Source organism: Deltaproteobacteria bacterium CG11_big_fil_rev_8_21_14_0_20_49_13, from assembly GCA_002796305.1.
Classification (GTDB): Bacteria; UBA10199; UBA10199.
This window is the reverse complement of sequence record PCWZ01000044.1, coordinates 31,521-46,533: the sequence shown is the minus strand read 5'-3', so window position 1 is coordinate 46,533 and position 15,013 is coordinate 31,521. Positions and strand designations below refer to the sequence as shown.

Genomic DNA, 15,013 nt, shown 5'->3' with positions numbered 1-15,013 from the left:
TATCATAGCCACAGGCCTTGCCGATATGTTTTCGGGTATCGCGGGGCCGCGCTTTGCCCTTGCCGGCGATACGGTAGTTGGAGGTGCTGCGGGAGTTTTTATGCCCGCCGATCCATCTGCACACGCAGAACTCGTCAGCCGCCCGATGTTGATGGCAAGAGGCCATGAAGGTAATGGCTCCGGAAGAGACAATTTGAGGCTGGTGTCACCAACCGAAGGGGTGTCGGGAAAAGGGGTAGCGGTCACAGGAACTTACCATGTTTCCACGCTACGGCCAACAAATGCCGACGCTCTTAATCATCTTGCTCAATTGGGAATTAGCGATGTATCTCCTTCGGACGCCAATGCAATAGTTACGATATTGGGGCAAGCATATTCCGTCACATACATGAACACAGATTATCCGGCTGTGGTCGTGTTGCAAGCAAATGGATCTTCACTATATAGTGTCTATGTTAGAGAATCGGAAAGTGCAACAACCGTTGTGGCCAGAGATGCCATCGTCTACACAGATCACTCAGGGCAGGAATTTATCTTTCAAAACAGAAAATATTGTCTCGCAAGCTGGTTAGATAACAACGCCTTTTTAGCCGTATCAGCAGAGAACGACGGAGTCCTGCTCATAATGACCGACGGCGATGGCAAGCCTGTGTCGGCACGGCCCGTTAGCGAAGAAGTTGTTACAAGTTCTAGCGGTTTCGCCTATGTTGTTCATGACGGCAAGCTCTATGTCGATACTACAGGAATTGAAGGTAGCCTTGAAGGCGGTTATAACGTGGCCGTCCTTCAAATGAAAGATAATGGATATGGCGCTCTGGCCTATAGACTATCAGGCTCAACGTTAGAATTTAAAGACGTGCCCGGATTACGCGATATATCTAAAAACGGGTGGACAAGATACGATCATTCGACGCTATTTAATGCTGCATTGCTACTTGTCATTCGATTGGACGAGCAAACCGGGCAACTTGGGGAGCGGCTTGATGGATCGGGATTTCTCATTCCGCCGTCGCTTCTTCCGGCAAAAGCCAGAGCCCGCACCAGCATGGCGTTTATTCCCGAATCAAATGGAGATTTGTTCAAGCTATACACCAACTATGTGGAAAGAAAAGTTATCGATGGATCTCTTCCCATATTATCATATGACGGTAGGCGGTATCTCCTTTATGCCCCAACGCCAGACGGCGGGCTTATATTTCGAATTGCAAATTCAAGTCCGAATTCATCTAATCCTGGCGATTATTTGATATTCGCACCGGGTTCTCGGCCCGAATTGGCGTACGGTATCGAGCAACCTGAAGATCCGTTGACGACAGGACTTAGAGTTGTCCCAAATACTGAAGTGATGACGTCATTCTCATTGCCAGCAGATGCACCCCCCGGCGTGTGCCTTGATGAACTTATCCAGCAGAGTAAATTGGATGAAATAGTTACCCAAACGGTCCTATTGAAAGGTTCGCTTGTCACATTGTATGACGTGCGGGTTAAAACTTACACCTATAAAACCGCTGATATTGTGGTTAGCCTGGAAATGCCGAAGGATGCGAATTCTGAGTTGCTGCCCGACAAAGAAGAAATCTTAGGCGTTCTTGAGAGACTTCCGGCCGTATTGTTAGGCGAAAGAACAAAGATCCGCGTGCTTGATCAGCAAAGCATCCCTCCAATAATTGTTAAAGAGGGGGGGGGATGTCTGACCGTGGACCTGTTCATCGGCAGCAAGGCCGAGAGAGAGCATTTTGAAATTTTATTTGTACGAGAGCTGCTACGCCGTTTTTACCAAAAACATCTGGCTATGGGCGATTCGCATATGAACCCGAGGTGGATCACAGCTATGGTTAATGATAGAGCTCACATTTCGCGAAGAGCCGCCGCCGGTCCTGAAGAAGACTTTGTAGAGACAGCCGGCGCATATCTTCTTACCGCGGGAGCGCCGGAGGATGAGGTTAACTATAGAAATGTGATGCCCGATCGTCTTTCCATATTGGACGAGATGTTTGGCTACGCTTTTCCCGAAGGCGCCGGCGCTTCTTCGGCCGCCGCCATAGTTACCAGCGAAAGAGAGCTCCTGGCATTGTATATAATGTTAAGGTTAAGAACCGCCACTAAGCAGTTAAGCGAACAGGATATAGATAGAATACTTAAGGCCGTTAGTCGGTGGGCGGACCTTGCCGAATCTGCCGGAAGAGACGACATAGCCACAAATTTGAAGTTTACGGGTCGTGGAAAAGACGGACAACGAAAGAACGGGCTTAGAGAACTTCTGGCACTCTTTGGAAGTGATGATGCGCCGGAGGGGTTCTTTAGCCGGGCGCTAGCCATTGGTATCGAACATGTAGATGAACTGGTGCCGCTTCTTGACAGGCTTCCGGTCGATACGACCCGGCATGTGGATATTATCATGGCGTATATCGGGTGGGTCTATGCATCGAGCCCAGAACGAATCCCGGAGCTAGCTGAAGTGTTCGTGAACGCATTTAAACCTGGCGTGCAAAGCAGCGCTCAGGTAGCAACGCTTAGAATAATATTAGATCAGGCGGCCATAGAACTTGGGAAAATGGCGAATGACCCCCGGACAATGTCGGACGATGGCAGATTTCAGGAGTGGCTCTTTAACCTCAAGCTTTATGAATGCTCAAGGTTCTTGAGAACGCATTATCTGACACGCAAGAATACTCAACCGGAGATTGCCTTCCAAAAGATAGTCATGCTTTACAGGGCGGTCCTTAGGCTAAAGGCCCAAGGCGTGGGAGAAGATGTCTATACAAGCTATGTTCGGGACATTGTCTCACTGGCAAATCAATTTCCAACCGACCCGCGCGGATTAAAAACAAAAATCGGTCCGATAATAACAGAGGTTGACAACGTGCTTGGCATTATAGCTGATGATCTTGGAACTGGGAGAGGTATCGTTAGGCCGGTCTCCTTGTACACGTCGTCCGCCGATCTTCAGGAGGCTCAGGCCGCGTTTATCAGCCTCATGGATAAGCTTCTGGCGGTTAATGACCATGAATACGCCGATTATTTTGCGCTGGCACAGCTTGCCCATGATCGTGGGGTTGTGGCGGCGTTCTCCGACGTCATCGGTTCGGACAGAAAACCTCGCGCTAAAATTATCGCTGTCGGTTCAAATGGAGGACCGCGCCTCTTCCCGTACGGTGTTGCAAAAACGACTGGCAAAGAAATAAATGTCTATTCTGTCCTTCGCGAGAAAAAGAGTGGTGCAGATATAGAGGTAAGATTTTCAAGGTATAGCGCGGATGGTTTTAGCTACAGAGTGACAGATTATAGGGGAAAGACTGTAGAGTACTTTTTCTATTACGGAGAAGGCAGTCCAAGATTGGAAGGCCTTGAACCAAACAATATACTTTATGTGAGCAAGAAGTGACTGGGTTATCTGATTATCACGGGTTCCCCCTTTTTTGTTGCCAAAACGTTATGCCTAATATATTGAAATTCAACACGAAAACAAGGAACTTTTATGACCGATCCGTGTCAATGCAAGGCAAAGAAGAAAGATTCCAAAGAGGTCTGTTATGAAGGCCCCAAGGAATTCACGACCGTCTCCGGGGCCGAAATAAAAGAGCTCTATTCTCCGAAGGATATCACACCATTTAATTATGATGAAAAGCTGGGCAACCCCGGCGAATATCCGTTCACGCGAGGAGTCTATAAAGATATGTACCGCGGACGAACATGGACCAAGCGCCTTTTCAGCGGTTTTGGCACCGCACATGACACCAATGAGAGATATCATTACCTTCTAGAGCACGGTCAGACAGGCCTTTCCGTTGCGTTCGATTTTCCGACCCTCATGGGCTACGATTCGGACAACAATATATCAAGGGGCGAGGTGGGTAGATGCGGCGTTGCCATAGATTCCCTTGCCGACATGGAGACCCTTTTCAAGGGCATTCCTCTCGATAAAGTAACCACATCGATGACGATAAATCCTCCGGCGGCCATCCTTCTTGCCATGTATATCGTCGTTGCCGAAAAGCAGGGCGTTTCTAAAGATAAGATAGGCGGCACTATCCAGAACGACATGCTCAAAGAGTTCATTGCGCAGAAGACGTTCATGTGTCCGCCCAGGGAGTCGGTGAGGCTCATCGTTGACACGATCGAATATTGCACAAAACATGTTCCGCGCTGGAACACGATAAGCATAAGCGGCTATCATATAAGAGAGGCCGGTTCCACTGCAGTTCAGGAGCTTGCTTTCACGATACGCGACGGAATCGAATATGTCGACTCCGCCATAAAACGAGGCCTTGATGTGGACGACTTTGCCCAGAGGCTTTCGTTCTTCTTTAATTCGCACATGGACTTCTTCGAAGAGGTGGCCAAGTTCCGCGCCGCGCGCAGGATGTGGGCGAACATAATGAAGAACCGTTTTCATGCGAAAAATCCCAAGTCGTGGCTCCTTCGCTTTCATACACAGACGGCAGGATGTTCGCTCACCGCCCAGCAACCCTACAATAACGTCATACGCACGGCCTATCAGGGTCTTTCGGCGGTCCTTGGAGGTACGCAGTCTCTCCACACGAATTCTCTCGATGAAGTGCTGGCGCTCCCCACAAAGGAGGCCGCTACCATCGCTCTCAGGACGCAACAGATAATAGAGGACGAAATAGGCGTTATCAACACCATAGACCCTCTCGCCGGTTCGTATTTTGTTGAAGCCCTGACGAACAAGATGGAAGAAGAAGCCTACAGGCACATCAAGACGATAGACGATATGGGCGGCATGATATCGGCCATTGAAGCGGGTTATCCTCAAAAAGAGATAGCCGACGCCGCTTACAAATATCAAAAGGATGTAGAGTCCGGGAAAAAGATAGTCGTTGGCGTCAATAAATATGTGCATGAAAAAGAGGCGCCCATTGAACTTCTGGAATTAGACGAAGAGGCGGAGAACAAACAGACAGCCTCGCTTGAGAAGGTGAAGGCCGCAAGGAATGCAGAAAAGGTAAAAGAAGCTCTAATAAAATTAGGCGCGGCGGCAAAGGGGAGCGAAAACACGATGCCGCACATCATAAACGCGGTCAGGGAATACGCAACGCTTCAGGAGATATGCGATGTTTTTAGAACGGCGTGGGGTGTCTACCGCGACCCTGGATATTTTTGAACTGGAGAGGTTATGTCAAAGAAAACACGTTTGCTTGTTGCAAAGATAGGGCTCGACGGCCACGACAGGGGAGTGAAGATACTCGCTCGCGCGTTCAGGGACGCCGGCTTTGAGGTCATCTATTCCGGTCTTCATCAGACGCCCGAGATGATAGCCAATATGGCCGTTCAGGAGGCGGTGGATGCGGTCGGTGTGAGTATTCTGTCGGGCGCTCACAACCGGCTCCTGCCGGAACTTGCAAAGATCCTTGCCGACAAAGGGGCCAACGAGATAAAGATATTCGGCGGCGGGATAATTCCCGAGAAGGATATTGCGTTACTTAAAAAAAGCGGGGTGAAGGAGGTCTTTCTTCCCGGGACCACGCTTGGCACGATAATCGACTGGGTCAAAGAGAATATTTAATGATGCCAGACAAGAAACTTTCAACCGACATGCTTTCACTTGCCCGCCTCATTCGCGACATAGATGACGACCTGCCCGAGGCAAGGAGCGAGCTGAAAAGACTAGCGAAATATTCCGGAAGCTCCTACATCATAGGCGTCACCGGTTCCCCCGGCGCCGGTAAGAGCACATTGATCGCCGCGCTCATAACGAAGCTCAGAAAAGAGGGAAAGACGGTCGGTGTCATCGCTGTCGATCCTACGAGTCCGTTCTCCGGAGGGGCCGTCCTTGGCGACAGGATAAGGATGAAAGAACATAATAACGATGAAGGGGTCTTCATTAAAAGCGTTGCCACTCGCGGCGCAATGGGGGGGCTTTCGAGATCGGTAGCCGACATAGCCCTTGCCCTCGAAGCTTCGGGTAAGGATGTCATCATCATGGAAACGGTGGGAGTTGGCCAGGACGAGGTGGAGGTGTTCAGGGTGGCAAGTCACGTTCTGGTCGTTACATCGCCGGGGTTTGGAGACGAGATCCAGGCGATAAAGGCCGGCGTCCTTGAGATAGCGGATACACTGGTCGTCAATAAGTGCGACCTGCCCGGGGCGGAAAAGGTCGTGCAGGAATTGAAGGAAGGGACCGATAAGGAGGTCATTGCCACAGACGCCATTCGCGGGACCGGCATCGATAGCTTGTACGAAAAACTGATCAGGGGTTCTGACGCGAGAGAAGAACGGAAAAAAGGTGCCAAGCGCGGCGCAAAGTTGGAGAAAGGGCTCGTTCAGGTGTATACCGGCGAGGGTAAAGGTAAGACCACCGCCTCTCTGGGCCTTGCCCTGCGGGCCTCGGGTCACGGACTTAAAGGATTTATAATTCAGTTCATGAAGGGCAACATTGAATACGGGGAACTTGAAGCCGCCAAGAGGCTTGCGCCGAATTTGACGATCAAGCAGATGGGCCGGGAATCCTTTGTAGATAAAGAGAACCCGGACCCCGTTGACATACAAATGGCAGGAGACGCGCTAAAACTTGCGTTCGACCTTGTGAAAGACGCTTCCATCGACCTTCTTGTATTAGATGAGATAAACGTAGCCCTTGATTTCAAGCTCGTAAAACTTTTCGATGTGCTGAAGCTTATCGATGCTAAGCCACAGACGATGGAGCTTATACTGACGGGCAGGTATGCGCCGAAGGAGATAATAGAAAGGGCAGACCTTGTCACCGAGATGAAAGAGATAAAGCATTATTACAAGAATGGGATCGATGCTAGGGTAGGTATCGAAAGGTGATTTAAATGAAAGATTACTATCAGACCTTAGGCGTTGCGCGCGGAGCTAATGACGCCGAGATAAAAAAGGCGTACAGGCGATTGGCCCGCCAGTATCATCCCGACATGAACAAGGGCGAAAAGAAGGCGGAAGAACGCTTCAAGGAGATATCGGAGGCCTATTCGATACTTTCGGACCCAGAGAAAAAGAAGCAGTACGACATGTTCGGTAACGCCCCGTTCGGCGGACAAGGCGGCGGCGAAGGCGGTTTCGGAGGGGTTAGATGGGAACAGTCGCCCGACGGGGGTTTTAAATTCTACAGCAACGCCGATGGCAGTCCCGGCCCTGAAGGATTCCCCCCCAGCGGTATGGGCGGTATGGGCGATATCTTTTCCGAACTTTTCAATATGGGCGGCGTAAAACGCCAGAAGGCCAGGTGGTCAGATTATGCCGAACAACCCGGTAGGAGGAGAAAGTACGAGTCAAAGAAGGGCGGAGATACCTACACTAACCTCGATATAGATTTTATGGAGGCGATCCGGGGGACAGAGGCAAGGCTTCAGATAAAACACGGCGACCGGACAGAAAATCTTACGGTAAAGATCCCTGCAGGCGTCGATAACGGTTCCAAGGTTCGTGTTGCCGGAAAAGGTCAGCCTGGGTTTGCCGGCGGCGAGCCGGGCGACCTCTTCATCAATATAAAGGTCAAGCCACACCCGCTTTTCTGGCGCGAGGACGCCGACATATATACCGAAGTGCCCATTTCAATATATGAGGCAACTCTTGGTTCGTCTATCGATGTCCCTACGCTCGACGGCCACGCCCACATGAAGGTCCCTGAGTTTACCGAAGGCGGTCAGAAGTTCCGTCTAAAGGGGAAGGGTTCACCAATATTGGGTAAGAAGGGTACAGGGGATCAGTATGTCGTTGTGAAGATAGTGCCACCTAAAAAACTGGATACAAAAACGCGCCAGACCTTAGAGGAGCTGGCGCGCGAGAGATCTTATAACCCGAGACTGGATTAAGTGTACACCCTTCGACTGGCTCGGGGTGGGCGGGATATCAGCAACTAAAGCCGTACGATGATCGAGGATCATCGACGCCTAAGTGCGCAAGTGACTATAGTAGATATCTTCAACTGCATCCAATAATTCTTCCAATTTTTTCAACATGGCCGGCCCTTCCATTCGAAGGCTTTCGGCTATCGACTGGAAGTAGTCCGAGGCTGGGTCTATTGTGCCCGTTGAATGGGTGATAAAAAGTCTTGCACGCGAGAGAACGACCCTGAAAAGGATATAGGCTTCAGAAAGGGTCTCGGCCTCTGTTTTGTCCAGAAGCGAGGCCTTTTCCATAGCCTTTATAAGATAAGATGCCTTCTTTTCCCGGAGCGAAGGGTCCCTTCCACCGTTCACAAGTTGCATATAATGAACGACCGACTCTATATCGGCGATCCCGCCGCGGCCTTTTTTAAGGTCGATCCTTCCTTGATGGGGGATGTTTTCAGAGGCCACTTTCCTTCTTAAGAGATCGATCTGAACCTTGATTTCATGAGGGAGAGGTAAGTCATAGACAAGATTTTCAAGGAGCGTAGAGACATTGTTGCCAAGCGTGATATCTCCGGCTATGACCCGTGCCCTTAAAAGCGCCTGCCTCTCCCAAAGGCCCGCCTCACGCCTGTGATATCTGTCAAACGCCTCAATAGAGGAGACAAGCGCCCCCTGATTTCCGCTCGGACGTAGTTCCGTGTCTATATTGTAGGCCTTGCCGTAGCGGGTGGGAAGTGTGATCATGGAGATCAACTTCTGCGATACCTTTGTGAAATATTCGTGGTTGGTTATCTTCTTTTTGCCGGTTGTTGAGCCGTCCCCTGAATATATGAAGACAAGGTCGAGGTCGGAGGCGTAGTCCATTTCGAAAGTGCCAAGTTTTCCCATGCCAAGAACGGCCAGATCGGCTTCCTGTCCTTCTTCGGTCAACGACTTGCCGTAAATGGGAAGCAGTGCCTCTTTAACTATCTTAAATGCTTCATTGATGATGGTCTCGGCAAGGCACGTGAGCCTTTCGGAAACCTCATCTATGGAAAGCTTTCCGGAGAGGTCGAGCTCCTGGATCCTTTTAGAGATATGGTTCTTGAACCACGAAAGCGAATCGACGACCTCTTCCTTGCTTTTGCAGGTTTCAAGGTTCGCCTGAAACGCCTCCAGTATCTCCATCTTTTCGAAGCTTGTGTCGAAAAGCTCGGAGAAGTGTTCCTGAACTTTTTTCCGGGCGTTGCCTAATGTATCGATAAATTCATCGAGCGAATCGAAACCGAGACGTGCCGAAAGTTCTTTTAGGTCTCCGTCATCCTTAGGTAGGGTATGTATCTGCCGGTCATCTTTCGCCTGAAGCATGTTCTCCGCGCGTCGTAACAGCAGGTAAGAGCTCCTAAGTTCGCTCAGCTTCTTTTTGGAGATGATCTTGTGTTTGAAAAGAGAATTGAGGGCGTCGAAGGTGTTCGTTACGCGCAGATCCTTTATCTTGCCTCCGTGAAGGAGCTGAAGGACCTGGGTCACAAACTCGATCTCGCGAATGCCTCCGGGCCCAAGCTTGATGTTCCGCCATCCTTCGTTCGAAGCGGTCCTTTCCAGAGAGAGCTTCGTCGCGCGTATCTTTTTGAGATAGGGTATATCGATGGACCGCCTGAAGACGAAAGGAGATATCCTCTCAACGAACTCGTCCGAAAGCGCTTTGTCGCCGGCAACGTGTCTTGCCCTTATGAGCGCCTGACGCTCCCATTCGTGGCCGGTCGTTTCATAATATCTTTCGAGCGCGTCCACAGTGTTGACGATATTACCGTCCTTGCCAAGCGGCCTTAAGTTGTTATCGACCCTGAAAACAAAGCCGTCCTCAGTAACATCGCCTAAGAGCCGTGTGAAACGGCTCGCTATCTTAGACGCCTTTTCGAAGTCGCCTTCAAATACGTAGATAAGGTCGACATCCGAGCTGTAGTTAAGTTCAAGTCCTCCGAGCTTGCCAAGGGCGATAACGGAGAACTGCGGCGGGGTTTCAAACTCACATATTATGGTCTCAAGTGCGGTCGCTATCAGATTGTCAGCCGCCTTGCTCCACAGTTCAAGGGTCTTTACGTGGTCCTCGCCTTGCTGGTCGCGTTCGATCATCTGCAAAAGCGTCTGCTTCCTCGAATTCCTGAGTTCCTTCGCCTTAATATCGTTCATTTCTTATGTTCTCAATTATAGTTTCCAGCTCTTTTTCGGTTGTTCTAAGTTTTTCTTCCGAGATCGATTCCTGATGTTCTTTCCCACCCGAACTCGAAAGGAAGAAGATGGTCACCTTGCCTTCGGCATTTCCGGTCGCCTTTGCCACCGCCAGCGCATATGCCCTCATTTGCAGGCTGTACTTCCCGGCGCTTTCTTTGGGGTCGAACGTCTCTCCCGTCTTGAAATCTACAATTTCCCACGGAGAAGCGCGTAAGCATGCCCCGAGCAAAGTCGAGGGGTGCGTAAGCGCGTGAGTGCCTAAGTTGGGGATGATGAGCATGTCTAGCTTGCCATCCACATGTTCGCCGCCTATTTTCATTAAGAAGGGGACCTCGTTCTCTGAATCGTTCGTGTTCGCAAATCGGCTGTTCTGAAATACCTTGAACTGTAGGAGAATATCGTTTCGTTCATCATGCGTTATATCGCCTATCTCAAGTTCGATCCGGGCCGTATCGAAGAGTTTTTCAGGCTCTTTCTCTCCCTTGCCGAAGATCTCGATCATTTTATGGATGATGTCTCCGCGTGTGGTCGCCGAAAGGCCTTGCGCCGTACCTATCACGGGCATAACAGGTCTTTTAATGACATATTGTGCACGATATTTCTCCGGCGATTCGGCGTATCTCTCAAGTTCCGAGACCGAGTATGTTCTTTTTAGTGTGCGCATTTTTCTATGAACAGTTTATGCCAGTCGCCATCCTTCTTGGCGCCCTTGTGAAGAGGTATGATCAGCCTCGTTTTAGCGCGTGTCATGGCGACGTAAAGGAGCCTCTCCCTTTCATCCTTATCCTCGGCATCGTTCCTTTCGCTGAGCATCTTATACTCCGGCGTTTCTATGCGATCTCCCACAGGATTATCCTCCGGCGTCAGTTTAAATGCAAGTCCGCCGTCGACCCCTCTGATAAAACACCATTTCTTTGAATCTTTTCGCCTCTGCCTTATAGTGTCGCACAGGATGACGTTATCGAACTCAAGACCTTTAGCCTGATGGATGGTCATTAAAAGTAGGTCCCCGGCACCTTTTGGAAATTCGGGTATACCGCCTTCCTTTTTCTTCAGGTCTTTTAAATATTCAATAAAATCCTTAAGCGAGATCTTTTCCTTCATGCCTACATCATTCGCAATATGGCAGAGTTTTTCCAGGTCGTCAGTCATGCCGTCCTTGGCATATGCCCTTATAAGCTCTGAAATTGAAAGGCTACACGAGATCTCGTCCATCGTTATTAAAAATGAGCTTTTGGGATGTTTGGAGATCTTGTCATAGAGGGGCATCTCCTTATCGCCGGTGCGGCAGAGAAGGAAGAGCTCTTCGTCGGTGAGGCCGATGTAGGGAGATCGTGCAATACCCAAAAGCGCCAACACATCGTTCTTATCGATGGTCACCCTTAGGGCGTTGATGATGTCTACGACCTCTTCTTTTTCGAGGAACGCGCTCCCGCCGGCCACAATATGGCTGATACCCGCTTCATTAAGCGCCTTGGTATATATCTGAGAGCTCTTGAGAGAATTGAATAGAAGGGCGGTCTCTCCTTTAAGGGAAGGGATGATGCGGGCGAGTTCCTTGGCCTCATTTTCGCGCCTATCGTCCGATCTTGCGTCCTCATCCGATGTTATCGGCAAGGTCTCCACCAAAGTCCCCAACTCCTTGTCTTTAGGAAATGTGAGGGGTTCAAAATGAGGTAACATGTCATTGACGAAACCTATGATGCTCGGGCTGGAGCGGAAGTTCTCTTTAAGGACTATCTTTTTCTTTGCACGGCCTAGCGCCTTTTTGAACTCATTTACGTTGGCGCCGCGAAACCTGTAGATGGACTGCTTCTCGTCACCGACGATGGTCAGGCGATTTGCGCCATCTTTAAAAAGAAGCGATATCATGTAGCTCTGCGTATCGTTTATATCCTGAAATTCATCGACCAGAATGTGTTTGAAGCGTTTCTGGTATCTTTTCTGCACATCCCTGTTTTCCAGAAGTCTAATGGCAAATATCTCAAGGTCGCTAAAATCGAGATTGGTGACCCCCTTAAAGCCCGCATAGACCTTATTTGCCGCGGCGAAACAGAACATGGCGGCCTCTCTCAATCTTGACTCGCGCTCGACCTCTTCTTGGTCTCCGGCCTCTGGTCTATGGCCTATGGTCTTTTCCGAGTGCCATCTATAATCTATCAACTCTTCTATCAGATCCACCGCACCCCTAAAATCGAGTTCCTCTATCAGGAGCCACGCGTTCTTATTGTTATCTTCAAGCAGAGAGAGGAGCGTCTCTTTCACCGCCTTTCGCAGTAAAAGCCCGGCGGTCTGTTCTTCCAGTATGCCGAAATCCGGATCAATTTCCAGAAGGGGGGCGTCATCCCTTATTATCTTTGCGCAGAACGAGTGGAAGGTTCCGATAGAGGCGGTAGAGATAGCGATCTCGTCGTCAACCGTCTTTGTGAGACGCTCTTTTAGTTCCAACGCGGCCTTTTCCGTGAAAGTTATCGCAAGGATGTCGTCCATGGTCGCTTCTTTTGAGTCGATAAGTCTTGCTACTCGTTCAACGAGGACGCGTGTCTTACCGCTGCCGGCGCCCGCCGTGATGGCAATGAACGTCTCCTTGCAATTGACCGCCTCTAATTGTGTTTTACTCAGTTTCATGATCGATGCGCTCATTCGCTCATGCGCTTATACCTGCACACATCCTTCCATTCACAATAACCGGGGCATTTTTCCGGCGCCGATTCAAAACGCCCGCTCTTTATATCGTCGACATATCTGATCGCCGTGTTTATTCCGGTCTCTATAAGATCGTTCCATTCATCATCGGTTACCGTTATTCGAGACGGCTTTTTCCCCATTACGTTCTCTTTAAGACTCTTTTTTATGATGCCGGTCGCTCGCTTCTGTTCCTTAATAGAATAGAGAAGGGCCGCGGCCGGTTCTTTTTTAAGGATCTTTTCGGCCATATAGGCATAGATAGGCATCTGAAGCTTTGTGCCGTTCTTTATCCCTGACTTAACGGAAGGGGTTTCGCCGGTCTTGTAATCTATTACCGTGAACGTGCTATCGTCCGAATCAATTCTGTCTATGAAGCCTTTGATCTTAACGCCCCCCGTCAGTTCGCCGTTAAACTCCAGTTCAAAGCGGCTGGGCCTTTGCGTTGCCCCTCTAAGTATCTCAGCCTCGTTCGCAAGTGCCACCGTAATATAGTAGACGGCGCGTCTCCTTAGATGTTCGACCATATCCTTATGGTACCTTGAGGTTATATCCCGCCTTGCCTCAAACGCCTTTTCGACCGAGGAAACGACCAGCTTCTTAAGTTCACTTTCAGATGTATCCTTGGATATGTAACTATTGTATATATTACAATGCGTTATAAAGAAAAGCTCAAGTGATTCATGAATCAATGTTCCGCGGTCCTTTGGCTGGACTTCGGGTGTGATTTCATCGGGGGGCTCTATATTAAGTATGCGCCTGCAAAAAAATGAGAAAGGGCAGTTCCCGTATTCTTCGAGTTTGGTGGCGCTGTGGGTCATCCCCTCAACCTGCTCCTTAAGGAGGGCTAACGGTTCTTTGGCGCTAAAATTAGTGCCGCATGAGGATGATCTGAGGATAGGTCTTGAAGGTGAGACCAAAGGGGCTTTTTTGTGCCCATATTTCATTATTAAAGGAGAAGGGGCGGCGTCCTTGCCATTCGCATTATGCGTGTGGAAGGTTGCCACGGTCTTGCCGCTTGATGCCGCCATAAAGCGTCTAACTGCCGACTTGATCTCGGTCTCTCTTTTGGGAAATATCTCATCTATCCTTGTGTCAGGCTTTGTACTTAGGGTGTCCGGTTCAGAGAAGAACGATATCTTGGCCCCAAGGCTTGGGAATATCCCTTCGTTCATATGCGGTAGTATTGCTATTTTATGTTCGTAAAGCCCTGCGTCCTCCCATGGGACAAGCCGGAAGGGAAGCCTTTCCGGCCAGGTGGGCGGCGTGTTCATTATCTCAGAGAGCATGTCTAAAAAGTCATCTCTTGAGATATTTTCGTTCATTTCGATCTCTTTTGCCTCAAAAAGAAAACGGGTAAGGTCCTTATTGATAGTGTCGATGAAATAGAGGTCTCTTGCTGAAAGACGGTCGTTCATGTTCTTTGAAAGCGAACCGTAAATATCCGAAAGTCTTTTGGATGAGATCTGTATAAGCTCATTTACAGAGGCCTCCTCCGGCAGGTTGAGCTCATTAAAGAGGGAGCTGGAGACCGTAGATGGGGCAATAGAGAATTGGATCTCTTCGGTGAAAGCGGTAGCTAGTTCCCATGCAAAGAGGCTCTGAGAGGGGAGATAGACCGCTATCTCTTCCGGAGCTAGCCCCTCTTTTGAGAGGGCGTCGATCTCGGCGCGAAGGAATTTTCTTTCGGCAAAGGGGGAGTTGAGCGAGAGGACCTCCGGTTCTATTTTTTTAGGCGTCTTGATATCAGAGAAGATTATCTTTCCGTTATTTAAAGACCTCATCCATGGCTTTAGGGTGTCAAAACCTCTGAGCTCCGGGGGCGAATCAAATTTAACGTTCTTAAGGTTCTGATATAGATCGTCCTCATCTTTAAATTGACGTTCAAGCAAGGCCTTTTCGTATGCCTCATAGGAGGCGAGAAGATCGGCCTCGCGGGGTCCTCCTCGCGTCTCAAGTATCTCTCTGAGGTTAGCGGGAGTAATAGAGTTCTTTTTTAGCTCCGATATGGCATTTGCAACCACCTTGATCACGCCTCCGGAGATGTGACGGAAGTAAGAGGTCTTTACGCCCTTAAGTATCTTGAAAAGAAGCAGGCGACGCATGTTGTGGCTTATGACCGGAAGGGAATTATCGTAATGAACGGAGATGAACTCCTTAATCGAATAGGCGGATCTCTCAAGAACAGACCCGTTCGCAGAGGCATTTAAAGCCTTTTTATTAAGCTCCTCCGCCCAGCGTGTGTTGGGAGTTATCGAGTTCATCTCCGCATTTGATAGGGCACAAAGCAGGGGCAA

General features: G+C 49.5%; 9 protein-coding genes (1 of these 9 running past the window's edge). 5 read left to right on the top strand and 4 right to left on the bottom strand.

Features of this window, described 5'->3' with window-relative positions; all coding sequences use genetic code 11:
- From COV46_03895 to COV46_03875, 5 genes are all read left to right on the top strand, one after another.
- Positions 1-3,385, top strand: part of the annotated coding region (locus COV46_03895; protein ID PIR17546.1) for a hypothetical protein (this coding region is incomplete at its 5' end). Its footprint begins 148 nt before the window's first position; 3,385 of its 3,533 annotated nt are in view.
- Positions 3,386-3,478: 93 nt separating this feature from the next.
- Positions 3,479-5,125, top strand: a complete 1,647-nt coding sequence (locus tag COV46_03890) for a methylmalonyl-CoA mutase (GenBank protein ID PIR17545.1) — start codon at positions 3,479-3,481, stop codon at positions 5,123-5,125.
- Between the two features lie 12 nt (positions 5,126-5,137).
- The gene (locus COV46_03885) at positions 5,138-5,527 is read left to right on the top strand and encodes a methylmalonyl-CoA mutase (protein ID PIR17544.1); all 390 of its coding nucleotides are present in this window, start codon (positions 5,138-5,140) and stop codon (positions 5,525-5,527) included.
- Positions 5,527-6,792 (top strand): hypothetical protein, encoded by a 1,266-nt coding sequence (locus COV46_03880; protein PIR17543.1) that lies wholly within the window; start codon positions 5,527-5,529, stop codon positions 6,790-6,792. The genes COV46_03885 and COV46_03880 overlap by 1 nt, the downstream gene beginning before the upstream one ends.
- 5 nt (positions 6,793-6,797) lie before the next feature.
- A complete protein-coding gene (locus COV46_03875) occupies positions 6,798-7,796 on the top strand; it encodes a molecular chaperone DnaJ (GenBank protein ID PIR17542.1) in 999 nt (332 codons plus the stop codon).
- Positions 7,797-7,874: 78 nt separating this feature from the next.
- On the opposite strand, the gene COV46_03870 is transcribed toward COV46_03875, so the two are convergent.
- The 4 genes from COV46_03870 to COV46_03855 are packed head-to-tail and all read right to left on the bottom strand — an operon-like array spanning position 7,875 to position 14,980.
- A complete protein-coding gene (locus COV46_03870) occupies positions 7,875-9,989 on the bottom strand; it encodes a hypothetical protein (protein ID PIR17541.1) in 2,115 nt (704 codons plus the stop codon).
- Positions 9,976-10,695, bottom strand: a complete 720-nt coding sequence (locus COV46_03865; protein ID PIR17540.1) for a hypothetical protein — start codon at positions 10,693-10,695, stop codon at positions 9,976-9,978. Before COV46_03865 ends, COV46_03870 begins: the two co-directional genes overlap by 14 nt.
- Complete coding sequence (locus COV46_03860; GenBank protein PIR17539.1) at positions 10,683-12,674, bottom strand: hypothetical protein; 1,992 nt, start codon at positions 12,672-12,674, stop codon at positions 10,683-10,685. Before COV46_03860 ends, COV46_03865 begins: the two co-directional genes overlap by 13 nt.
- Positions 12,671-14,980: a hypothetical protein gene (locus tag COV46_03855; GenBank protein ID PIR17538.1), complete on the bottom strand. Its 2,310-nt coding sequence runs from the start codon at positions 14,978-14,980 to the stop codon at positions 12,671-12,673. Before COV46_03855 ends, COV46_03860 begins: the two co-directional genes overlap by 4 nt.
- Positions 14,981-15,013 lie beyond the last annotated feature (33 nt).

Bases quoted from the DNA above. Each gene is read 5' to 3' on its own strand.
- COV46_03890 (PIR17545.1), top strand. From the start codon at position 3,479: ATGACCGATCCGTGTCAATGCAAGGCAAAGAAGAAAGATTCCAAAGAG.
- COV46_03885 (PIR17544.1), top strand. From the start codon at position 5,138: ATGTCAAAGAAAACACGTTTGCTTGTTGCAAAGATAGGGCTCGACGGC.
- COV46_03880 (PIR17543.1), top strand. From the start codon at position 5,527: ATGATGCCAGACAAGAAACTTTCAACCGACATGCTTTCACTTGCCCGC.
- COV46_03875 (PIR17542.1), top strand. From the start codon at position 6,798: ATGAAAGATTACTATCAGACCTTAGGCGTTGCGCGCGGAGCTAATGAC.
- COV46_03870 (PIR17541.1), bottom strand. From the start codon at position 9,989: ATGAACGATATTAAGGCGAAGGAACTCAGGAATTCGAGGAAGCAGACG.
- COV46_03865 (PIR17540.1), bottom strand. From the start codon at position 10,695: ATGCGCACACTAAAAAGAACATACTCGGTCTCGGAACTTGAGAGATAC.
- COV46_03860 (PIR17539.1), bottom strand. From the start codon at position 12,674: ATGAGCGCATCGATCATGAAACTGAGTAAAACACAATTAGAGGCGGTC.
- COV46_03855 (PIR17538.1), bottom strand. From the start codon at position 14,980: ATGAACTCGATAACTCCCAACACACGCTGGGCGGAGGAGCTTAATAAA.